This is a genomic window from Streptomyces sp. NBC_00525 (genome assembly GCF_036346595.1).
GTDB lineage: Bacteria > Actinomycetota > Actinomycetes > Streptomycetales > Streptomycetaceae > Streptomyces.
Window position 1 is genome coordinate 1,792,934 of the sequence record NZ_CP107834.1, and the last position, 21,773, is coordinate 1,814,706.

A 21,773-nucleotide genomic window follows, 5' to 3' on the forward strand; every position below is an offset into this window, starting at 1 on the left:
CATGGAATTCCTCGACCCTCCCTTCATGCAGCGGGCCCTGATCGCCGCCGTGCTCGTCGGCGTCATCGCCCCCGCCGTCGGCGTCTACCTGGTGCAGCGCCGGCAGGCCCTGATGGGCGACGGCATCGGCCACATCGCGATGACCGGCGTCGGCCTCGGCTTCCTGCTCTCCACCAGCCCCGTCTGGATGGCCACCGGCGTCGCCGTCGCGGGCGCCGTCGTCATGGAGCTGATCCGCTGGTACGGCCGCACCCGCGGCGACATCGCGCTGGCCATGCTCTTCTACGGCGGCATGGCGGGCGGTGTCCTGCTGATCAACCTGTCCGACACCGGCTCCAACGCCAACCTCACCTCCTACCTCTTCGGCTCGCTGGCCACCGTCGCCCCCGAGGACATCACCGCGATCTCGCTGCTCGCCGCGTTCGTGCTGCTGGTGACGCTGGGGCTGCGGCGCCAGCTGTTCGCGGTCAGCCAGGACGAGGAGTTCGCGCGGGTGACCGGGCTGCCGGTGCGCCTGCTGAACCTGCTGGTAGCGGTCACCGCCGCGGTCACCGTCACGGTCGCGATGCGGGTCGTCGGGCTGCTGCTGGTCAGCGCCCTGATGGTGGTCCCGGTCGCCGCCGCGCAGCAGATCACCCGGTCGTTCAAGGTGACGTTCGTGCTGGCCGTCGTCATCGGCGTCGCCGTCACCCTGTCCGGCACCATCACCTCGTACTACCAGGAGGTCCCGCCGGGCGCGACGATCGTGCTGCTGGCCATCGCCGTCTTCGTCGTCCTGACCCTGCTGGCCGGTCCGCTGGCCCGCCGCCGGGCCCGCCGGGGCGAGGCCGCCGCCGCGGACGGGTGCACCCTGGAGGTACCGGCGGCCCGCCCCTCCCCGGACGACGTCCGCGTCTGACCGCCCCACCGGGCGGGGCCGGGCTGGCACAATGGCCCGACAGATGTACGGGCGACACGAGGAGGCTCCTGTGGCGACGGCGCCGATCAGTGGAACGAACGCGGCTCCGGTACGCGGCCGCTCGACCCGGCAGCGGGCGGCCGTCGCGGCGGCACTCGACGAGGTGGACGAGTTCCGCAGCGCCCAGGAGCTGCACGACGTCCTCAAGCACCGCGGGGACTCGGTCGGGCTGACGACGGTCTACCGCACCCTGCAGTCCCTGGCCGACGCCGGCGAGGTGGACGTCCTGCGCACCACGGAGGGCGAGTCCGTCTACCGGCGCTGCTCGACCGGCGAGCACCACCACCATCTGGTCTGCCGCGTGTGCGGCAAGGCGGTCGAGGTCGAGGGCCCCGCCGTCGAACAGTGGTCGGAGACCATCGCCGCGCAGCACGGCTTCGTCAACGTGGCACACACGGTCGAGGTGTTCGGCACCTGCGCGGACTGCGCGAGCGCCGGGAAGTAGGCCGGGAGGAACGGGACGGGCCCGGCGGGGACACCCCCGCCGGGCCCGTCGGCCGTCCGGTCAGCTGCCGGAGGCGGCGACCTCCTCGGCGCCGCCGAAACGGCGGTCGCGCTGGGCGAACTCCAGGCAGGCGCGCCACAGGTCGCGGCGGTCGAAGTCCGGCCACAGCACGTCCTGGAAGACCATCTCGGCGTACGCGCTCTGCCAGATCAGGTAGTTCGAGGTGCGCTGCTCGCCGCTGGGGCGCACGAACAGGTCGACGTCCGGCATGTCCGGGTAGTAGATGTACTTCGCGAACGTCTTCTCGTTGACCTTCGACGGGTCGAGCCGGCCGGCGGCGACGTCCTGCGCGATGCGCTGCGCGGCGTCCGCGATCTCGGCCCGGCCGCCGTAGTTGACGCAGAAGTACAGCGTCATCTTGTCATTGTCCTTGGTCTGCTCCTGGGCGACCTGGAGCTCCTGGACGACGGACTTCCACAGCTTGGGCATGCGGCCCACCCAGCGGATGCGGATGCCCAGCTCGTCCATCTCGTCGCGGCGGCGGCGGATGACGTCCCGGTTGAAGTTCATCAGGAAGCGCACCTCCTCCGGGGAGCGCTTCCAGTTCTCCGTCGAGAAGGCGTACAGCGAGAGGTTCTTGACGCCCATCTCGATGCAGCCCTTGAGCACGTCCAGGACGACGCCCTCGCCGACCTTGTGGCCCTCGGTGCGGGGCAGGCCGCGCTCCTTGGCCCAGCGGCCGTTGCCGTCCATCACGATGGCGACGTGCTTGGGCACCAGCTCACCGGGGATCTTCGGCGGCGTGGCACCGGAGGGGTGCGGCTCCGGGGTCTTGTAGTCGCGCCGGTTACGGCCGCCGAGCATCCCGCGTACTGCCATGAGCTTCTCAGTCTCCCTGTGTCACTTCTCTACGTACCGCAGTGAACGCAGCCCGCGCTCCAGATGCCAGTGCAGATACGCGGACACCAGCCCGCTCCCCTCCCTGACATGACGCGCCTCGCACGCGTCGGCCGTCTCCCAGTCGCCGGTGAGCAGGGCGCTCAGCAGGGCGACGGCCTCAGCCGAGGGTACGACGCTCCCGGGCACCCGGCAGTCGCCGCACACCACGCCGCCCGCCGCCACGGAGAAGAAACGGTTCGGGCCGGGCAGTCCGCAGCGCGCGCAGTCGTCGAAGCTGGGGGCGTAGCCGTTGACGGCGAGGGAGCGCAGCAGAAAGGCGTCCAGGATCAGATGCGGCGCGTGCTCGCCCCTGGCCAGCGTGCGCAGCCCGCCCACCAGCAGCAGGTACTGCTGGACGGCGGGTTCGCCCTCGTGGTCGGTGAAGCGCTCGGCGGTCTCCAGCATGGCCGTGCCCGCGGTGTAGCGCCCGTAGTCGGTGACGATCCCGCCGCCGTACGGGGCGATGGTCTCGCTCTGGGTGCACAGCGGCAGCCCGCGCCCGACGAGCTCGCTGCCGCGCGCGAAGAACTGCACGTCCACGTGGGAGAACGGCTCAAGGCGGGCCCCGAACTTGGACTTGGTGCGGCGCACGCCGCGCGCGACGGCCCGCACCCGGCCGTGGCCCCGGGTCAGCAGCGTGATGATCCGGTCGGCCTCGCCCAGCTTCTGCGTGCGCAGCACCACGCCGTCGTCCCGGAACAAGCTCATGCGTCCATTGTCCGGTACCCGGCCGGTGTGCCGGGCCCGCCCCCGCGAACCGGTGCGCTCAGTTTCCCGCCGCGCCCCCGCCCGCGGGCACGACCAGGCCCGATTCGTAGGCGGCGATGACCAGCTGGGCCCGGTCGCGGGCGCCGAGCTTGCCCATGATCCGGCTGACGTGGGTCTTGGCGGTGAGCGGGCTGAGGCCCAGGCTCTCGGCGATCCCGGTGTTGTTGAGCCCGCGCGCGACCAGGGCGAGCACCTGGCACTCGCGCTCGGAGAGCATGCCGAGCGCCTCGGGGCCGGGCCCGGCCGGGGCGCTCGGGGCGCTGAGGACGCGTGCGATCAGCCGGGCGGTGGGGCCGGGCGAGAGCAGGGAGTCGCCGGCCGCCACGGTGCGGATGGCTGCGAGCAGCTCGGCGGGCCGGGTGTCCTTGACCAGGAAGCCGGAGGCGCCGGCGCGCAGCGCGTCGAGGATGTGGTCGTCGGTGTCGTACGTGGTGAGGACGAGGACCTTCACGCCGGCCAGGTCCTCGTCGGCGGCGATGCGGCGGGTGGCCTCGATGCCGTCGAGTTCGGGCATCCGGATGTCCATGACGACGAGATCGGCGCGGGCGGACCGGGCCAGCGCGACCGCTTCGAGGCCGGTGGCCGCCTCGCCGACGACCTCCATCTCCGGGTCGGAGCCGATGAGCATCGCGAAGGCCGCCCGGACGAGCGTCTGGTCGTCCGCGAGCAGTACCCGGATCATGAGGTGGTCTCCGCTTCCCGTGCCGGCGCGTGGTCACGCGTCCGGTCATCCGTTCGAGGGGCTTCGGGTGCCCGCTGGTTGCCCGGCGATGCGGGCGGGCAGGGCAGCAGCGCCGACACCTCGAAGCCGCCGCCGGGCCGGGGTGCGGCGGTGAGGGTGCCGCCGGTGCTGCGGGCCCGTTCCCGCATTCCGGCGATGCCGAACCCCTGCGGGACGCCGTTGTCGACCGGGCCGGTGCCGTCGTCGCTGACCGTGACCCGCAGCCCGGCGGGGCCGGCCGGTTCGACGGCGACGGTGATGTGGACGCCGGGGCCCGCGTGGCGGACGGCGTTGGTGAGGGACTCCTGCACGATCCGGTAGGCGGCGGCTCCGGTCACCGGCGCGAGGCGGCCTTCGGGGACGCGGACCCGGAGGTCGACCCGGGCCCCGGCCGTCTCCGCCGCCCGGACCAGGCCGGGCAGGGCGGCCAGGTCGGGCAGCGGCCCCTGCGCGGCGCCGTCGTCGCGGCCGGTGTCGCGCAGCACCTGGAGGGTGGTGCGCAGCTCCGCCCTGGCCTCCCGGCAGGTCTCGGCGATGTCGTCCAGCGATGCGGCGATCGCCGTACGGTCCAGGCGCTGCGGGTCGACGGTCAGGATGTGCGAGGCCACCGAGGTCTGGACCCCGATGAGGGTGATGCTGTGGGCCAGCAGGTCGTGCAGGTCGCGGGCGATGCGCAGCCGCTCCTCGGCGACCCGGCGCCGGGCCTCCTCCTCCCGTGTCCGCTCGGCGCGTTCGGCGCGCTCCAGCATCGAGGCGACGTACTGGCGGTAGAACCGCACGTCGACGCCGCAGAACAGGATGGCGACGATCCAGCCGGAGATCCTCAGCAGTTCGAACCCGTGGTGGGCGTTGATGCCGAGGGCGACCGCGACGGCGACGGAGGTGACGCCGATGCCGACGCCCAGGGTGCGCAGCGGACGGCCGGTGACCGCCACGGTGTAGAGCACGATGCAGGCCGGCGGCACCGCCGCCGTGTGCAGGTCCTCGGTGACGTGGTAGAGCACCAGCGGCACCACCATGGCCAGCAGCACCCGCAGCGGCCCGCGCCGCCGCCACACGAGCGGTACGGAGCAGCCGAGCAGCAGCGCCCAGCCGGCCGCGCCGAGCGTCCGGCCCCCGTCCGAGCAGAGCGTGAGGACGGCCGAGAGCGCGGCGGACGCCAGCGCGGTCAGGGCGTCGTTGCGGGTGCGGTGGGGCGCCGTCATGGGGTCGCGGTTGACGACGGCCATGACGCGGTCGCGGCGGCTCGTTGCGGTGGCTGGGGGCACGTCGCCATCCTCCGGTACCGGGGCGGGGTCTGTCAGGGGACTTCGGCGGGTGCGGGCTCGCGGGGCGCCGGTGCGGGGGGCGCGGTACGGGAGAGGGCGCCCGGCCACCAGATCGCGCGTCCGAGCGCCACGCTCGCGGAGGTCACCAGATAGGTGCGGACGAGGAAGGTGTCCAGGAGGACGCCGACCGCGATCACGAAGCCCATCTCGACGAGGGCCGCCATCGGCATGCTGGTCAGGACGGCGAAGGTGGCGGCGAGCACCAGACCGGCCGAGGCGATGACACCGCCGGTGGTGCGCAGGGCGGTGAGCGCGGCCTCGGTGGGTCCGGCGCCGTTCCGGGCCTCCTCGCGGACCCGGTGCATCAGGAAGATGCCGTAGTCGACGCCGAGGGCCACCAGGAAGACGAAGGACACCAGGGAGAGTCCGGGGTCGGTGCCCCGCAGGCCGAGGACCGGTTCGAAGAGCAGCCCGCCGATGCCGAGGGCGGCGCCCCACACCGCGACGACGGCGACGACGAGCAGCAGGGGCGCGACGAGGCTGCGCAGCAGGGCGATGAGGATCAGCAGGACGGAGAGCAGGACGAGCGGCACGATGACCTTCAGGTCGCGGGCGCAGGCGGCCTCCATGTCCATCTGCTGGGCGCCGGGTCCGCCGACGTGGCTGTCGGGCAGCCGGTCGCGCAGGGCCAGCAGGGTGGCCCGTTCCCCGGCGGACTCGGGCGGGGCCTCGGCGGTGACGACGAGTTCGGTCCAGCCGCCGCCGCTGCGGCCGCGTTCGGCGGCGGCGACGCCCTCGGTGCTCCGGGCCAGGGCGAGCGCGCCGGCGGCCCGTTCGGTGGGCGTGGTCACGCTGATCGGCTGGCTGGAGCGGCCCGGATAGGCGTCGGCGAGGATCTCCATCGCGGCGATCGAGTCGGGCCGGCTGGTGAAGGAGTCCTCCTGCTTGAGGGCACCGGGCAGGTTGAACGCCCCGAGCGACAGCGCGCCCAGCAGCACCCCGCCGGTGACGAGGACGGTGACGGGCCGTCGCCCGGCGGAGCCGCCCATCGCGGCGAACAGCGAGCGGCGGCGGCGCGGCTGGACCCCGTACACCGGTACGAGGGGCCAGAAGACCCGGCGGCCGAGGAGGACCAGGACGGCCGGGAGCAGCGTGAGCATCGCCAGGAGGGCGCACAGCACGCCGACGGCGGCGATGGGTCCCATGCCCCGGCTGCTGTTGAGGTCGGCGGCGAGCAGGCAGAGCAGTCCGGCGGCGACGGTCCCGGACGAGGCGAGGACGGCGGGTCCGCAGCCGCGCAGCGCCGCCGCCATGGCCTCGTGGGGCCGTTCGACGCGGACCAGTTCCTCGCGGTAGCGGGCGACGAGCAGCAGGGCGTAGTCGGTGCCGGCGCCGAAGACGAGGATGGTCATGACGGCGGAGCTCTGGCCGGTGACCGTGAGGCCGAACCCGTCGTGGAGTCCGTGGACGACGGCCATGGACAGGACGTCGGCGGCGCCGGCGACCAGGAGCGGGACGAGCCACAGCAGCGGGCTGCGGTAGATGACGATCAGCAGGACCGCGACGACGGCGACGGTCGTGTAGAGCAGCGGCCCGTCGAGCGACTCGAAGACCTCCTGGGCGTCCACGGTCAGCGCTCCGGGGCCGCCGACCTCGGCCTCCAGCCCGTCGCCGCCGCGCACCGCGGCGCGGACGTCGTCCACGTAGGCGGTGCGCGCCCGGTCGTCCTGGCCGGGTTCGGTCGTGGAGAGCGGGTACATCAGGGTCGTGCCGTCCTTCGACGGTACGGCGTGCGGCGGCGCGGACAGGGTGTGGGCGCTCGCCACCTCGGCGGTCTGCCGGGCGGCGAGGGCCCGGTCGGCCGCGGTGAGGCCGCCGTCGCGGTGGTAGACGAGGACGAGGTCGGTGGACTCGCCGCCGGGCAGGGTGTCCTGGATCTTGGCGGCCCGCGTCGAGTCGGCGCTCGTCGGGAGGTAGTCCACGTTCCGGTTGACCTGGTCGCCTCCGAGTTCACCGGCGAGCGGGCCCGCGAGGGCCAGTACGGCCGCCCAGAGGGCGACGAGCACCCAGGGCAGCAGCCGCCACCCGCCCGCCCCTCGTACGGCTCTTCCGCCACTGCCCTGCCCTGCGCCCCTCATGGAGGCCCCCCTCTTCCGTACGGGTGTCCGGTCGTGTCCAGACTCCCGTGGGGGCGGGGGCTTCGCGTCGCGCCGGGGACCGACTTCGCGGCTACTTCCCGGGAGGGCGCGGCGGGTCCGTTACTCCTCGGGGAGTAACGGGCGGTTGCAGGCGCGGGATCAGGAGGGGGTGCGCGCCGCGGCGTCGAGCAGCCGGACGGTGTCCTCGGCGCGCAGGCGCAGCGCCCCGCCGACCGTGGTCAGCAGTTCGCGCTCGGCGGTGTTGTAGGCACCGTCCGCGAGGGCGATCCGGGCGCCCTGGAGCAGAATCGATTCACGCCCGGTGGGGGCGAGGTGCGGGGCGAGCGGTTCCAGCGCCTCGTGGAGTTCGATGGCGAGGGCCGCGCCGCACGCCTCGGCCGCGGGGTCGAATGCGGAGCCGTGGCCGATGTCGGCGGAGAGCACCTCGACGACGGTGGTGAGCTGTTCGGCCGTGCACTCCTCGAACCCGGCGCCGCGCACCGTCTCGACGGCGGTCTCCAGCACCGTACGGGAGGTGCTGCCGCCGGCCGCGAGGACGCCGAGGGCCACGGTGTGCACGGCGTCCCTGAGCATGGCGGAGAACCGGGTGGTGGTGGGGTGGTCGAGCGCCTCGGGCTCGAAGTGCCGGTCGCAGGCCGCGCAGGCGACGACCGGGCCCGTGGTGCCGCGCCGCAGCAGCGGCACGCCGAGCACGGCGAAGCGGCGCCGTCCGGTGAGGCGGCGGTAGTTGCGGTCACCGCCGCATCCGGGGCAGAAGAACTCCCCGTCGCCCACGGTGTCCCACAGCGTACGGATGCCGCAGATACGCAGCTTCATGGCGCGTTGTCCCAGGGCTGACCGCACGTCGCACACCTCCGTAACACTCCGGCAACACTGCCGTGTCGACGTGATGTTAACCACATCCACCTGGCGCCGTCAGCACCCCGCCCGTCACAACCGGCCGGAGATGGCCGAACCCCGCCCCCCTGGAACGGGTGGGCGGGGCTCACCGGCCCGCGTCTTCGGGCCCTCGGGCCGCTGGTTCAGCGGGTGGCGCGGTTGACCGCGGAGACGACGGCCTTCAGCGAGGAGCGGGTGGTGTTGGCGTCGATGCCGATGCCCCACAGCACCTTTCCGTCGATGACGCACTCGATGTACGAGGCGGCCTGCGAGCTGGCGCCCTCGCTCATGGTGTGCTCGGTGTAGTCCAGCAGCCGGGCGTCGATGCCGATGGCCTGCAGCGCTTCGAAGAACGCGGAGATCGGTCCGTTGCCGGTGCCGGTCAGCACGGTGTCCACACCGTCCACGGTCGCCTCGACGGTGATCGTGTCCCGGCCGTCGGAACCCGTGGTGCTCTGGCCGGAGCGGATCTGTACGCGCCCCCAGGCGTTCTCCGGGTTGGGCAGGTACTCGTCCTGGAAGACGCTCCAGATCTGGGCCGGGGTGACCTCGCCGCCCTCGGCGTCGGTCTTGGCCTGAATGATCCGGGAGAACTCGATCTGCATCCGGCGGGGCAGGTCCAGCTTGTGGTCGTTCTTGAGGACGTACGCGATGCCGCCCTTGCCGGACTGCGAGTTGACCCGGATGACCGCCTCGTAGGAGCGGCCGACGTCCTTCGGGTCGATCGGCAGGTACGGGACCGCCCACTCGATCTCGTCCACGGTCCTGCCCCGGGCGGCCGCGTCGGCCTCCATGGCGTCGAACCCCTTCTTGATGGCGTCCTGGTGGGAGCCGGAGAAGGCGGTGTAGACCAGGTCGCCCGCGTAGGGGTGGCGCGGGTGGACCTCCATCTGGTTGCAGTACTCGCTGGTGCGGCGGATCTCGTCGATCTGCGAGAAGTCGATCTGCGGGTCGACGCCCTGCGAGAACAGGTTCATGCCCAGCGTGACCAGGTCGACGTTGCCGGTGCGCTCGCCCTGGCCGAACAGGCAGCCCTCGATCCGGTCCGCGCCGGCCATCAGGGCCAGCTCGGCGGCGGCGACGGCGGTGCCGCGGTCGTTGTGCGGGTGCACGGACAGGCAGACGAACTCGCGGCGCGACAGCCGGCGCGACATCCACTCGAACCGGTCCGCGTGCGTGGAGGGCGTCGAACGCTCCACGGTGGCGGGCAGGTTGAGGATGATCTCGCGGCCCTCCTCGGGCTGCCACACGTCGCAGACCGCCTCGCAGACCTCCAGGGCGAAGTCCAGCTCGGTGTCGGTGAAGATCTCGGGGCTGTACTGGTAGCCGAAGACCGTCTCCTCGCCCAGGATCTTGTCGGCGTACTCCATGACCAGCCGGGTACCGTCCACCGCGATCTGCTTGACCTGCTCCTTGGAGCCGCGGAAGACCACGCGGCGGAAGGTGGGGGCGGTCGCGTTGTACAGGTGGACGGTGGCGCGGTGGGCGCCGCGCAGCGATTCGACGGTGCGCTCGATCAGTTCCTCGCGGGCCTGCGTCAGGACGGAGATCGTCACGTCCTCGGGGATCGCGCCCTCTTCGATGATGGAGCGGACGAAGGCGAAGTCGGTCTCGCCGGAGGAGGGGAAGCCGACCTCGATCTCCTTGTACCCCATGCGCACCAGCAGGTCGAACATCTCGCGCTTGCGGGCCGGCGACATGGGGTCGATCAGGGCCTGGTTGCCGTCGCGCAGGTCCGTGGAGAGCCAGCGGGGAGCCTTGGTGATCCGCTTCTCGGGCCAGGTGCGGTCGGGGATGTCCACGGCCTCGTAGCGGCCGTACTTGTGGACCGGCATCCCGGACGGCTTCTGCAGCACCGTCGCGTTGGTGATCGGCGTGGGCCGGCCGACGGCGTGCGGGGCGGGGGTTCGGGCGGGATTCACTTCGGTCATGGCGTTGGGCTCCTCGGGTACCTCTCCGGGACGGCCGACTGTGCCACTGCAGCACCAGACTCCGCGGGGAGGGGGTCGACCTACGACTACAGGCCCTCGCCGCGGCAGCTAAGAAGAAGCAGCCCGAAACGCATGATGCGTCGAGACTAGCCGAGGGACGCCCGAGACGTGGGTGCCGTATCAGTATGCGGGACCGACCGGCCGAAACCCCCAACCGTGACCAATCACTCTATTTCAGCAATCCTGGTTGCAACCAGTGACAGTGCACTCACCGAGTGCCACAGTCGGGTGTATGCATCCTTCTTCGCAGCAGGGGTTCCACCCCGTCTTCTGCACCATCGTCCCGCCCCACGTCCTGGACCGGCTCTCCCAGTCCGACGACCCCGTCCTCGCGGACCCGGCCCGCCGCACCCTGGAGTCCGACGCGGCCCGGCGCACCCGCCGCGAGGCGGCCCCCGCGCCCCGGCGCACCGCCGCCCCGGAACCGGACGACGGGACCGCCACCCCCGACCGCACGCTGTACGACTGCCGCCACCGCACGCGCCTGCCGGGCACCAAGGTCCGCGCCGAGGGCGAGCCGCCCACGTCCGACGCCAGCGTCAACCGCGCGTACGCGGGCCTCGGCGCCACCTTCGACCTGCTGCTCACCGCCTACGGCCGGCGCTCCATCGACGGCCACGGGCTGCCGCTGATCGGTTCCGTCCACTACGACCGGCAGTACAACAACGCCTTCTTCGACGGCGAGCAGATGGTCTTCGGCGACGGGGACGGCGAGATCTTCCTCGACTTCACCGTCGCCATCGACGTCATCGCCCACGAACTGGCCCACGGGCTGACGCAGTACACGGCCAATCTGAGCTACTACGGCCAGTCCGGCGCGCTCAACGAGTCCGTCTCGGACGTGTTCGGCTCCCTCGTGAAGCAGTACTCGCTGGGCCAGACCGCGGCGGAGGCCGACTGGCTCATCGGCCAGGGGCTCCTCGCGCCCCGCGTCCAGGGCGAGGCGCTGCGCTCGATGAAGGCGCCGGGCACGGCGTACGACGACGATGTGCTCGGCAAGGACCCGCAGCCGGCCACCATGGACGACTACATCCACACCGGCGACGACAACGGCGGGGTCCACCTCAACTCCGGCATCCCCAACCGCGCCTTCTACCTTCTGGCGACCGCGCTCGGCGGCAGTTCCTGGGAGCGGGCGGGTCAGCTCTGGTTCGATGTGCTCACCGGTGGTGAACTGGCGGTGGACGCCGACTTCGCGGACTTCGCCCGGCTGACCGTCGCGGCGGCCCGCAGCCGCTTCGGTGAGGGCGACGTGGTCGAGGCCGTCCTCAAGGCATGGTCGGAGGTGGGCGTCCCGACCGACTGACCGCCGCCGACCCGTCCGCCGTGGAAGGACACCGCATGCGGATTCAGGTGAGCAGGACCGGTGGTTTCGCCGGTATCGCACGCCACCGCGAGATCGACACCTCCGGACGGGCCGACGCCCGCGAGTGGGAGGCCCTGGCCGGCTCCGCGCTCGCGGACGGCCAGGACACCGCGCCACGGGGCGTCCCGGACGGCTTCCACTACCGGATCACGGTGGACGGCCGCACCGTGCACTGCGCGGACCCCCGCCTGACCGACGCCCAGCGCACACTGATCTCCCGCGTCCTGAAGGAGGGCGCGTAGCCGAAGGGCGCCTGGACGGAGGGCGCCTGGACGGAGGGCGCGTAGCCGGAGGGCGCGGGCCGGGTGCGGCTCAGAAGCCGAGCTTGCGGAGTTGCTTCGGGTCGCGTTGCCAGTCCTTGGCGACCTTGACGTGCAGGTCGAGGAAGACGGGGGTGCCGAGCAGGGCCTCGATGTGCTTGCGGGACTTCGTGCCGACGTCCTTCAGCCGCTTGCCCTTGGGGCCGATGATGATGCCCTTCTGGCTGGGGCGCTCGATGTACACGTTGGCGTGGATGTCCAGCAGCGGCTTGTCCGCCGGCCGGTCCTCGCGGGGCAGCATCTCCTCGACGACGACCGCGATGGAGTGCGGCAGCTCGTCGCGTACGCCTTCGAGCGCGGCCTCGCGGATCAGCTCGGCGACCATGACCATCTCGGGCTCGTCGGTGAGGTCGCCCTCGGGGTAGAGCGGCGGACCCTCCGGCAGCAGCGGGGCGATCAGGTCCGAGAGCAGGTCCACCTGCTGGTCCTTGACGGCCGAGACGGGAATGATCTCCGCCCACTCGAAGCCGAGCTCCTCGCCGAGCCGGGAGACGGCCAGCAGCTGTTCGGCGAGCTGCTTGGACTCGACCAGGTCGGTCTTGGTGATGATCGCGATCTTGGGCGTCTTCCGGATGCCCGCGAGCTCCTTGACGATGTACTTGTCGCCGGGGCCCAGCTTCTGGTCGGCGGGCAGGCAGAAGCCGATCACGTCGACCTCGGCCCAGGTGGTGCGCACGACGTCGTTGAGACGCTCGCCCAGCAGGGTGCGCGGCTTGTGGAGGCCGGGCGTGTCGACCAGGATCAGCTGGGCGTCCGGCCGGTGCACGATGCCGCGCACGGTGTGCCGGGTCGTCTGCGGCCGGTTGGAGGTGATCGCCACCTTCCGGCCGACCAGAGCGTTCGTCAGGGTGGACTTGCCCGCGTTGGGGCGGCCCACGAAGCAGGCGAAGCCGGCCCGGTGGGGTGCGGTGTTCTCATCCGGCCGGGCAACGGCTTCAGGGTCAGGTCGAGCGCTCATGGCGCCCATTGTCCCCGATGCCGGGACCGCGGGGCACCGAGGCACCCCGCCGCGCCCCGGCCCGTACGGCCGGGGCGCCCCGGCGGGCCGCCGGGGCGCCGCCGTACGCGGGTCAGCCGGCGGTGACGCTCAGCCGCAGCACGCCGTCCGGACCGGCGAGCAGTACGGGCGTGCCGGGGCCGCCGAGGTCCCGGACGGCCGCCCGGTCCTCGTCGGACGGGGCCTGCGCCTCGGAGACGATCGCGGCCGCCTCCAGGGACTTCGCCCCGCTGGCGACCGCCATCGCGACGGCCGTCCGCAGCGCGCTGAGCTTCAGCGACTCCAGTTCCACGGTCCCCGCGACATAGGTGCGTCCGGTCTCGTCCCGGACGGCCGCGCCCTCCGGCACCCCGTTGCGGGCGCGGGCGCTGCGCGCCAGGGTGACGATCTTGCGGTCCTCGGCGCCGAGGTCGGTGCTCTCAGTCATGTGCCGAGCATACGAAGCCCGGCGCGGACCGGGGCACGCGGGAGCCCGCCCCGGCCGGGCTCGGGCGGCCCCCGGCCGGGCTCAGGGCCGGTCCAGCCGCAGCCGCTGCGCCCTGGGCAGCCCGGCGACCACCAGGTCGTAGCTGTCCTCGATCAGCTCGCGCAGCTTCGCGTCGGGCAGTCCGGAGACCGTGACGGTGTTCCAGTGGCGCTTGTTCATGTGCCATCCCGGCGCCACGGCCTCGTACTCCTCCCGGAGCCGCACCGCCTCGTCCGGGTCGCACTTGAGGTTGACGGTCAGCGGCCGGGCGTCCAGCGCGCTCAGCGCGAACATCCTGCCGAGCACCTTGAAGACGGACGCCTCCGGGCCGAAGGGGAACTCCTCCACGCTCGCGTTGAACTCCAGGCAGAACGCCCGCAGCTCCTGCGGAGTCATGCCGCCTCCCCCTCCTCGGGCGTCACCGGCTCCACCAGCACCGTGACGATCTTGTTCCGCCGGCCCGCCGGGGACTCGGCGGTCAGCCGCAGCCGGCGCCCGTCCGGCAGCTCCACCTCGGCGCCCGCCCCGGCGATCGGGACGCGGCCGAGCGCCTTGGCGAGGAGCCCGCCGACCGTCTCGACGTCCTCGTCGTCGTACTCGTCGAGGCCGAACAGGTCGCCGAGGTCGCCGATGTCGAGGCGGGCGGTGACCCGGAAGCAGCCGTTCTCCAGCTCCTGGACGGGCGGCAGCTCGCGGTCGTACTCGTCGGTGATCTCGCCGACGATCTCTTCCAGGATGTCCTCGATGGTGACGATGCCGGCGGTGCCGCCGTACTCGTCGATGACGACGGCGACGTGGCTGCGCTCCTGCTGCATCTCGCGCAGCAGGTCCCCGGCGTTCTTGGTGTCGGGGACGAAGGCCGCCGGGCGCATCGCGGTGGAGACCGGGTCGGCCTCCGAGTCGCGGTTGATGTGCGTCTTGCGGACCAGGTCCTTCAGATACACGATCCCGACGACGTCGTCCTCGTTCTCGCCGGTGACCGGAATCCGCGAGAAACCGGAGCGCAGCGCGAGGGTGAGGGCCTGACGGATCGTCTTGTAGCGCTCGATGCAGACGAGGTCGGTGCGCGGCACCATCACCTCGCGCACCAGGGTGTCGCCGAGTTCGAAGACGGAGTGCACCATGCGGCGCTCCTCGTCCTCGATCAGGGACTCCTGCTCGGCGAGGTCCACCATGGCCCGCAGTTCGGCCTCGCTGGCGAACGGGCCCTTGCGGAACCCCTTGCCGGGGGTGAGCGCGTTGCCGATGAGGATGAGCAGCTGCGGGATCGGCCCCATGATCCGGGCCAGCGGCAGCAGCACGTACGCGGAGGCGGTGGCCGTGTTCAGCGGGTGCTGGCGGCCGATGGTGCGCGGCGAGACTCCGATCGCCACGTACGAGACGAGGACCATGACGCCGATGGCGACCGCCAGCGCCTCCCAGGTCTCCGGGAACTCCTTGAGGCAGGCGTAGGTGACGAGCACCCCGGCGGCCATCTCGCAGGCGACCCGCACCAGCAGGGCGACGTTGAGATAGCGCGTCGGGTCGGCGGCGACCTGTTCCAGCTTGGCGCTGCCGCGCCGGCCGGAGCGGACCGCCTCGGCGGCCCGGAAGCTCGACGTACGGGCGATTCCGGCCTCGGCGCAGGCCGCGAGCCAGCCGACCACGACCAGCAGGACGACGCCGAGGATCAGGGGCAGGCTCACGAGACGGTGGGGGCGGGGGACGGGCCGGTCAGGCCCCGCTCACCGCGCCAGCCGTCCACGATGGCCGCCTGGAGGCCGAACATCTCGGCCTTCTCGTCGGGCTCCTCGTGGTCGTAGCCCAGCAGGTGCAGCACGCCGTGGACGGTGAGGAGCTGGAGCTCCTCGTCCATGGAGTGCCGCGTCTCGGCCTCCTGGCCCTGCTTCTCGGCGACCTCGGGGCAGAGCACGATGTCACCGAGGAGCCCCTGCGGGGGCTCCTCGTCGTCCTTGGCCGGCGGACGCAGCTCGTCCATCGGGAAGGACATGACATCGGTCGGGCCGGGCAGGTCCATCCACTGGATGTGCAGCTGCTCCATGGCCGCGGCGTCCACCACGATCACCGAGAGCTCGGAGAGCGGGTGGATACGCATGCGCGCGAGCGCGTAGCGGGCGATGTCGAGGATCGCCTGCTCGTCGACCTCGGTTCCGGACTCGTTGTTGACGTCGATCGACATGGTGCGCTGCTACTGCTTCCCGTTGTGGCGGCCGCGGCCCCGGTGGCCGCCGCCGTCCTGCTCGCCCTGGCGGTTGTCGTACTTCTCGTACGCGTCGACGATACGGCCGACCAGCTTGTGCCGGACGACATCCTGGGAGGTGAGCCGGGAGAAGTGCACGTCGTCTATGCCGTCCAGGATCTCCTGGACCTGGCGCAGACCGCTCTTGGTGCCGGTCGGAAGGTCGACCTGGGTGATGTCACCCGTGATGACGATCTTGGAGTCGAACCCGAGCCGGGTGAGGAACATCTTCATCTGCTCGGCACTGGTGTTCTGCGCCTCGTCGAGAATGATGAAGGCGTCGTTCAGGGTACGACCCCTCATATAAGCCAGGGGGGCGACCTCGATCGTGCCCGCTGCCATCAGGCGCGGGATCGAGTCGGGGTCGAGCATGTCGTGCAGGGCGTCGTACAGGGGGCGCAGGTACGGGTCGATCTTGTCGAACAGGGTGCCGGGCAGGAAGCCGAGGCGTTCGCCGGCCTCGACGGCCGGGCGGGTCAGGATGATCCGGCTGACCTGCTTGGACTGGAGGGCCTGGACGGCCTTGGCCATGGCGAGGTAGGTCTTGCCGGTGCCCGCGGGGCCGATGCCGAAGACGATCGTGTGCTTGTCGATGGCGTCGACGTAGCGCTTCTGGTTGAGCGTCTTGGGGCGGATGGTGCGGCCCCGGCTGGAGAGGATGTTCTGGGTGAGCACCTCGGCCGGGGTCTCGCTGCCGTCCGCCTGGCCGTTGTCGGTGGCCTTGAGCATCGCGATCGACCGTTCCACGGCGTCCTCCGTCATCGGCTGCCCGGTGCGGAGCACCAGCACCATCTCGTCGAACAGGCGCTGGATCAGGGCGATGTCCGCCGCGTTGCCCGTCGCGCTTATGTCATTGCCCCGGACGTGGATGTCGGCCGCCGGGAACGCCGCTTCGATCACGCGCAGCAGCGAGTCGCCCGCTCCCAGGAGCATCACCATCGGGTGAGCGGCCGGGATGCTGATGTGGGCACGCGCCTGCGGCTGTGTGGGTGACTGAGTCATGGGCCGGCCCTCGGGCCTGCGCATACCTCCCGTTGCAGGGTTCTCGCTGCTCGAAAACCTCGTGTGTCTCCAGCCTACGACTCCCCGCCGACAACTCCAGAGGTTTTGCCGGGCAGTACGGCGGCGGGGACGGGACGGGCAGGTTACGCCCGGAATCCGATGGTGGGCACGGCCCGGCGCAGCGGCCACGGCCGGGCGGCGGCGGGCAGCAGCGCGTCGAGGAAGGCGTAGCGCCGCAGGGCGGCCGGGTCCTGGCCGGCGCAGGTGCGCACCTGCTGCCACCAGGCGGCGATCTCCGCCCAGCCGGGGGCCGAGAGCGAGCCACCGAACTCCTGCACGGAGAGGGCGGCGGTCAGTCCGGCGAAGGCGAGGCGGTCGGCGAGCGGCCAGCCGGCCAGGGTGCCGGTGACGAAGCCGGCCACGAAGACGTCGCCGGCCCCGGTCGGGTCCAGGGCCTCGACCTCGATGGCGGGCACCTCGGCGGCGGCGCCGGTGGCCGCGTCCACCGCGTAGGCGCCCTCGGAGCCGAGGGTGACGACGGCGAGCGGGACGCGTTCGGCGAGGGCGTGCGCGGCGGCGCGCGGGCACTCGGTGCGGGTGTAGCGCATCGCCTCCTGGGCGTTGGGCAGGAAGGCGTGGCAGTGCTCCAGGCCGCTGAGGGAGTCCAGGTCCCAGCTGCCGGTGTCGTCCCAGCCGACGTCCCCGAAGATCAGGGCGCCCCGGCCCGCGGCGTCGGCGACCCAGGGTTCGGTGCGGCCGGGGACGAGCGAGGTGACGGCGGCCCGTGCCCTGGGCGGGCAGCGGGGGAAGGCGGGAGCCTCGGGCGAGGCGGTGGCGGGCAGCGCGGGGGCCTCGTGGCCGTGCGAGACCATGGTGCGCTCGCCCTCGTACGCCATGGAGACGGTCACCGGGGAGTGCCAGCCGGGGACGGTGTGGGAGCGGGACAGGTCGATGCCCTCGCCCTGTTCGAGCGCGTCCCAGCAGTACTCGCCGTAGTGGTCGTCGCCGAAGGCGGCGGCCAGCGAGGTGCGCAGGCCGAGCCGGGCCAGCGCGGTGGCCATGTTGGCGACGCCGCCGGGGCTGGAGCCCATGCCGCGGGCCCAGGACTCGGTGCCGCGCACGGGGGCGCTGTCCAGGCCGGTGAAGATGATGTCGAGGAAGACCGTGCCGGTGAGGAAGACGTCGCAGTCGGGGTCCTGCGGGGCACGCAGCCCGTCCAGCGGGTCGATGTCAGGGATGTCGGCGCTCACCTTGCACTCCCGGTCGTGGCGGTTGCGGCCAGTGTGCCCGATGTGGGGTCTTGTTGGACGAGTGCGCGGCGTGCGTGTGTTCACCGGCGCTGACCTGCGTAAACATGCGCAGCTACCCATCCGTGGAACCCGTAAACGCAAAAGTGATCCAGATCACACATGACCGGCTATCGGTGAGCCGGGAGCACTTGATACAAATTGGCCCGCGAGCACCGTTGGAGACGTACCCGACGGAAGCGCCGATCTTCTCTCATTTCAGCATTTCCCCCCTCACCGCCTGTCGCCTCTCCTCGGCATGTCCTTCAGGAACGCCCATGTCCTCGCGCCCTCGCGCCGCGTGGCCTCTGGTCGCCGTGTTCACCGCCGGCTACCTCGCCGCCTATCTCCTCCCCACCATCGTGGGACGGCTCTCCGTCTACCTCGGCCTCAGCACGGCCCAGGCCGGGCTCGTCGGCAGCGCGCTGCTGCTCGGCTCGGCCTCCGCCGGCTTCGCCCTGGCCGGACGCGTGGAGACGTACGGGCCGTGCAGACCGGCGCGCGTGGGTCTTGTCCTGTGCGCGGTGGGGTACGGCTGCGCGGCGCTGGCCGGGTCGGTGCCGCTGGTGGTGGCCGGCGCGGTCGTCGGCGGCCTGGGCTCCGGCACCGCGACCGCCGTCGCGGCGGCGGGCATCGCCGCCCAGCGCGACCCGCACCGCACCTCTTCCCTGGGCCTGCTGAGCGTCTCGGCGACGGCCGGCGCCCTGTATCTGACGATCCCGCACCTGGGCGGCGGCCACCGGCTGCCGTTCGCCTCGATCGCCGTGGTGGCGCTCCTGGTCTGGCCGGCCACCTCCCGGCTCGGCGGCTCGGGAGCGAGCGGACCGGCCGTCCCGGCGGCCGGCCGGCTGCCGCACCGCCGCTCCGGTCTGGTGCTCGCGGGCGGAATGCTCGTCTGGTCGATGGCGCAGAACGCGCTGTGGGGCGTCAGCAGCCGCATCGGCGTGGACCAGGTCGGGCTCTCCGAGGTCACCATCGGCGCGGTGTTCGCCGCCGCGCTCGGCGCCGGGCTGCTCGGTGTGATGGGCGCCGGCGTGCTCGGCTCGCGGCTCGGCCGGGCCGTCCCGATCGGGGTGGGCACCGCGGTCATCGCGGGGAGCATCGTGCTCAGTTCGTCGGCCGGGAGCCTCGGCTCCTTCGCCACCGGCGAGATCCTGTGGAACACCGTCTACCCGGTGGTCCTGTCCTATCTGATCGGCCTCGCCGCCTCCCTGGACGTCCGCGGCCGCTGGGCGGTCCTCGCGGGGTCCGCCTCGTCGGTCGGCGTCGCCTGCGGCCCGGTGCTCGGCAGTGTCCTGTCGGAGCAGGCCGGGTTCCCGGGGATGGGCCTGATCCTGGGCACGCTGACCCTGCTGGTGGCGCTGCCGGTGACGGCGGTCGCCCTGCACACCGGCGGCCGTCCGCTGGTGCCGGGTTCGGTACGCCGCCGGGGCGGCGCGCCCGCGGCGCTGCTCGCCGTCACCACGGGCGCGGTGCCGGGCGCCGTGCCCAAGGTGGGTGCGCCGGAGCAGGCCGTCACGGAGATCAGCAACCCGGTGCTGCGCCGCAGGCGGCCGGCCCGGAGCGCGTTCCGTACGGCCGGCCCGGCGGGCGGCGGTCAGTCGAACGCGTACTCCTCGACCTCCGACAGGTAGCGCGCCCTGCGCTCCTCGTCGTGGTCGAGGAAGGCCGCCTGGAAGGAGTTGCGGGCCAGGGTTCGCAGCTGCTCGCGGTCCAGGCCGAACGCCTCGTGGACGGCGTGGAAGGTGTCCCCGACGTAGCCGCCGAAGTAGGCTGGGTCGTCGGAGTTGACCGTGCACAGCAGCCCGGCCTCCAGCATGGCGGGCAGCGGGTGCTGTTCCAGCGTGTCGACCGCGCGCAGCCGCACGTTGGACAGCGGGCACAGCGTGAGCGGGACGCGCTCGGCGACCAGCCGCCGCACCAGGTCGGGGTCCTCCATGCAGCGCAGCCCGTGGTCGATCCGCTCCACGCCCAGTTCGTCGAGCGCCTCGCGGATGTAGGAGGGCGGGCCCTCCTCCCCCGCGTGGGCGACCTTGCGCAGCCCGAGTTCCCCGGCCCGCTCGTACACCTCGCGGAACTTGACGGGCGGGTGGCCGACCTCGGCGGAGTCCAGGCCGACGGCGCTGATCCGGTGCAGGTGCGGCCGGGCCGCCTCCAGGGTCTCCAGGGCCGATTCGGCGGACTCGTCGCGCAGGAAGCACATGATCAGCTGGGTGGAGATCCCGTGGTTCTCCTCGCTGCGTTCCAGTGCCTTCCCGAGCCCCTCGACGACGGCGGCGAGGGGTACGCCGCGCGCGGTGTGGGCCTGCGGGTCGAAGAAGATCTCGGCGTGGCGTACGCCCTGGGCGGCGGCGCGGGCGAGGTAGGCGTCGGCGAGCTCGGTGAAGTCCTCCTCGGTCCGCAGCACCGCCATCAGCGCGTAGTAGAGGTCGAGGAAGCTCTGCAGGTCCTCGAAGAGGTACGCGGTGCGCAGGGCCTCGGTGTCCGCGAAGGGCAGGGTCACGCCGTTGCGCGCGGCGAGCGCGAAGGCCAGTTCCGGTTCGAGGGTTCCCTCGATGTGGAGGTGGAGTTCCGCTTTGGGGAGGTGCACGGTGGTTCTCGCTTACGCAGTGGTGCTGTGGGGGGGGCCGGGTGTGACGGGTCTCTACGGGTGGCGGCGCGGGACCGGGACGCGCGTCAGGTCGCGGGCGACCGTCAGCTCGCCCGCGTACCCGGCGGCCCTGGCCTCGGCCTCGAACGCCTCGGGCTCCGGGTAGCGCTGCGAGAAGTGTGTGAGGACGAGATGCCGTACGCCCGCCTCGCGTGCGACACCGGCGGCCTGGGCGGCGGTCAGGTGGCCGTGGTCGGCGGCCAGCGCACGGTCCGGTTCGAGGAACGTGGACTCGATGACCAGCAGGTCGCAGCCCTCGGCGAGGGCGTGCACGCCGTCGCAGAGCCTGGTGTCCATGATGAACGCGAACCGCTGTCCGCGCCTGTGCTCGGAGACGTCGTCGAGCGTGACCGTGCCGAGGGAGCCCTCGCGCTGGAGGCGTCCGACGTCCGGCCCCGCGATGCCGTGCTCGGCGAGCTTCGCGGGCAGCATGCGCCGCCCGTCCGGTTCGGTGAGCCGGTAGCCGTAGGACTCGACGGGGTGCGAGAGCCGGCGGGTGTCGAGGGTGTACGCGGCGGTGGTGGCCAGCGGTCCGTCGGCGGCGACCGGGGCCTCGGTCAGCCGCACGGTCTCGCGGTAGGCGGTGGCGTACCGCAGCCGGTCGAAGAAGTGCTGCCCGCTCGCCGGGTAGTGGGCGGTCACCGGGTGCGGGACCTGGTCGAGGTTGATCCGCTGGATCACCCCGGCCAGGCCCAGCGAGTGGTCGCCGTGGAAGTGCGTGACGCAGATCCGGTTGATGTCGTGGGCGGCGACCCCGGCCCGCAGCATCTGGCGCTGGGTGCCCTCACCGGGGTCGAAGAGGATGCCCTCGCCGTCCCAGCGCAGCAGATAGCCGTTGTGGTTGCGGTGCCGTGTCGGGACCTGGCTGGCGGTCCCGAGCACGACGAGTTCGCGTGCGGACATTATCCGGGCGGCCATTCCAGACCGCGGCCGCCCAGCACGTGGGCGTGCGCGTGGAAGACGGTCTGGCCCGCCCCGGCGCCGGTGTTGAACACGATCCGGTACCCGGTCCCGTCGATCTTCTCATCCGCGGCGACGTTGCCCGCCTCGCACAGCACGTCGGCGAGGACCTGCGGTTCGGCGGCGCCGAGCGCGGCGGCGTCGGGGTGGTGCAGCCGCGGGATGACGAGGACGTGGGTGGGGGCCTGGGGGTTGATGTCGCGGAAGGCGACGGTCGTCTCGGTCTCGCGGACGATGGTGGCCGGGATCTCGCCCGAGACGATCTTGCAGAACAGGCAGTCGGGTTGGGGTTCTCCTGCCATTTGCTTGCGCGCTCCTTGGGTCTCGGGTGCTCCGTCGCGGGCCAGCCTATCCGGGCG

22 protein-coding genes are annotated in these 21,773 nt (G+C 72.3%); 5 read left to right on the top strand and 17 right to left on the bottom strand.

Annotated features, from left to right (window positions below; genetic code table 11):
* Position 1 precedes the first annotated feature (1 nt).
* Together OG710_RS08005 and OG710_RS08010 are read left to right on the top strand one after the other, a co-directional pair.
* Entirely contained in the window at positions 2-898 is an 897-nt protein-coding gene (locus OG710_RS08005) for a metal ABC transporter permease (protein WP_330238697.1), read from the top strand.
* A gap of 70 nt (positions 899-968) precedes the next feature.
* Positions 969-1,403 carry a Fur family transcriptional regulator gene (locus OG710_RS08010; RefSeq protein WP_111331826.1) on the top strand — a complete coding sequence of 145 codons (435 nt, stop codon included), beginning with the start codon at positions 969-971 and terminating at the stop codon, positions 1,401-1,403.
* Between the two features lie 60 nt (positions 1,404-1,463).
* Here the strand turns inward: OG710_RS08010 and OG710_RS08015 are convergent, their stop codons facing one another.
* The 7 genes from OG710_RS08015 to leuA form a co-directional block, all read right to left on the bottom strand.
* A complete protein-coding gene (locus tag OG710_RS08015; protein WP_330238698.1) occupies positions 1,464-2,282 on the bottom strand; it encodes an isoprenyl transferase in 819 nt (272 codons plus the stop codon).
* 21 nt (positions 2,283-2,303) lie between these two features.
* On the bottom strand, positions 2,304-3,050 hold the full coding sequence (recO, locus tag OG710_RS08020; protein WP_111331822.1) for a DNA repair protein RecO: 747 nt from the start codon (positions 3,048-3,050) through the stop codon (positions 2,304-2,306).
* A gap of 58 nt (positions 3,051-3,108) precedes the next feature.
* Positions 3,109-3,792 (bottom strand): response regulator transcription factor, encoded by a 684-nt coding sequence (locus OG710_RS08025; RefSeq protein WP_330238699.1) that lies wholly within the window; start codon positions 3,790-3,792, stop codon positions 3,109-3,111.
* On the bottom strand, positions 3,789-5,099 hold the full coding sequence (locus OG710_RS08030) for a sensor histidine kinase (protein WP_330238700.1): 1,311 nt from the start codon (positions 5,097-5,099) through the stop codon (positions 3,789-3,791). The genes OG710_RS08025 and OG710_RS08030 overlap by 4 nt, the downstream gene beginning before the upstream one ends.
* Before the next feature lie 32 nt (positions 5,100-5,131).
* Positions 5,132-7,237: an MMPL family transporter gene (locus tag OG710_RS08035; RefSeq protein ID WP_330238701.1), complete on the bottom strand. Its 2,106-nt coding sequence runs from the start codon at positions 7,235-7,237 to the stop codon at positions 5,132-5,134.
* A 159-nt stretch (positions 7,238-7,396) separates the two neighbouring features.
* Positions 7,397-8,074 carry a TerB family tellurite resistance protein gene (locus tag OG710_RS08040; RefSeq protein WP_330238702.1) on the bottom strand — a complete coding sequence of 226 codons (678 nt, stop codon included), beginning with the start codon at positions 8,072-8,074 and terminating at the stop codon, positions 7,397-7,399.
* 206 nt (positions 8,075-8,280) lie between these two features.
* On the bottom strand, positions 8,281-10,068 hold the full coding sequence (gene leuA, locus OG710_RS08045; protein ID WP_330238703.1) for a 2-isopropylmalate synthase: 1,788 nt from the start codon (positions 10,066-10,068) through the stop codon (positions 8,281-8,283).
* A gap of 292 nt (positions 10,069-10,360) precedes the next feature.
* On the opposite strand from leuA, the gene OG710_RS08050 reads away from it, so the two are divergent.
* Both OG710_RS08050 and OG710_RS08055 read left to right on the top strand, forming a co-directional pair.
* Positions 10,361-11,434 (top strand): M4 family metallopeptidase, encoded by a 1,074-nt coding sequence (locus tag OG710_RS08050; RefSeq protein WP_330238704.1) that lies wholly within the window; start codon positions 10,361-10,363, stop codon positions 11,432-11,434.
* Positions 11,435-11,469: 35 nt separating this feature from the next.
* On the top strand, positions 11,470-11,736 hold the full coding sequence (locus OG710_RS08055) for a protealysin inhibitor emfourin (protein ID WP_330238705.1): 267 nt from the start codon (positions 11,470-11,472) through the stop codon (positions 11,734-11,736).
* Between the two features lie 70 nt (positions 11,737-11,806).
* On the opposite strand, the gene era is transcribed toward OG710_RS08055, so the two are convergent.
* The 7 genes from era to OG710_RS08090 all read right to left on the bottom strand — a co-directional run bounded on the left by era (position 11,807) and on the right by OG710_RS08090 (position 17,768).
* The gene (era, locus tag OG710_RS08060) at positions 11,807-12,781 is read right to left on the bottom strand and encodes a GTPase Era (protein WP_199563819.1); all 975 of its coding nucleotides are present in this window, start codon (positions 12,779-12,781) and stop codon (positions 11,807-11,809) included.
* A gap of 103 nt (positions 12,782-12,884) precedes the next feature.
* Positions 12,885-13,238 (bottom strand): cytidine deaminase, encoded by a 354-nt coding sequence (locus OG710_RS08065; protein ID WP_330238706.1) that lies wholly within the window; start codon positions 13,236-13,238, stop codon positions 12,885-12,887.
* Positions 13,239-13,319: 81 nt separating this feature from the next.
* Positions 13,320-13,673 carry an MmcQ/YjbR family DNA-binding protein gene (locus OG710_RS08070; RefSeq protein WP_111331804.1) on the bottom strand — a complete coding sequence of 118 codons (354 nt, stop codon included), beginning with the start codon at positions 13,671-13,673 and terminating at the stop codon, positions 13,320-13,322.
* Positions 13,670-14,962 carry a hemolysin family protein gene (locus OG710_RS08075; RefSeq protein ID WP_330238707.1) on the bottom strand — a complete coding sequence of 431 codons (1,293 nt, stop codon included), beginning with the start codon at positions 14,960-14,962 and terminating at the stop codon, positions 13,670-13,672. The genes OG710_RS08070 and OG710_RS08075 overlap by 4 nt, the downstream gene beginning before the upstream one ends.
* Positions 14,959-15,456 (bottom strand): rRNA maturation RNase YbeY, encoded by a 498-nt coding sequence (gene ybeY / locus OG710_RS08080; protein ID WP_330238708.1) that lies wholly within the window; start codon positions 15,454-15,456, stop codon positions 14,959-14,961. The genes OG710_RS08075 and ybeY overlap by 4 nt, the downstream gene beginning before the upstream one ends.
* A 9-nt stretch (positions 15,457-15,465) precedes the next feature.
* The gene (locus OG710_RS08085) at positions 15,466-16,518 is read right to left on the bottom strand and encodes a PhoH family protein (protein WP_330238709.1); all 1,053 of its coding nucleotides are present in this window, start codon (positions 16,516-16,518) and stop codon (positions 15,466-15,468) included.
* Between the two features lie 143 nt (positions 16,519-16,661).
* The gene (locus tag OG710_RS08090) at positions 16,662-17,768 is read right to left on the bottom strand and encodes a carbohydrate kinase family protein (RefSeq protein WP_330238710.1); all 1,107 of its coding nucleotides are present in this window, start codon (positions 17,766-17,768) and stop codon (positions 16,662-16,664) included.
* Positions 17,769-18,082: 314 nt separating this feature from the next.
* Between OG710_RS08090 and OG710_RS08095 the strand changes: the two genes are divergently transcribed.
* The gene (locus OG710_RS08095; protein WP_111331794.1) at positions 18,083-19,438 is read left to right on the top strand and encodes an MFS transporter; all 1,356 of its coding nucleotides are present in this window, start codon (positions 18,083-18,085) and stop codon (positions 19,436-19,438) included.
* Here OG710_RS08095 and OG710_RS08100 read toward each other — a convergent pair.
* Genes OG710_RS08100 through OG710_RS08110 form a run of 3 tightly spaced genes read right to left on the bottom strand, consistent with a single transcriptional unit; the run spans position 19,402 to position 21,716 of the window.
* The gene (locus OG710_RS08100; RefSeq protein ID WP_330238711.1) at positions 19,402-20,394 is read right to left on the bottom strand and encodes an adenosine deaminase; all 993 of its coding nucleotides are present in this window, start codon (positions 20,392-20,394) and stop codon (positions 19,402-19,404) included. The genes OG710_RS08095 and OG710_RS08100 overlap by 37 nt on opposite strands.
* A 54-nt stretch (positions 20,395-20,448) precedes the next feature.
* Positions 20,449-21,357, bottom strand: a complete 909-nt coding sequence (locus OG710_RS08105; protein WP_330238712.1) for a ribonuclease Z — start codon at positions 21,355-21,357, stop codon at positions 20,449-20,451.
* A complete protein-coding gene (locus OG710_RS08110) occupies positions 21,357-21,716 on the bottom strand; it encodes a histidine triad nucleotide-binding protein (RefSeq protein ID WP_111331788.1) in 360 nt (119 codons plus the stop codon). Before OG710_RS08110 ends, OG710_RS08105 begins: the two co-directional genes overlap by 1 nt.
* Positions 21,717-21,773 lie beyond the last annotated feature (57 nt).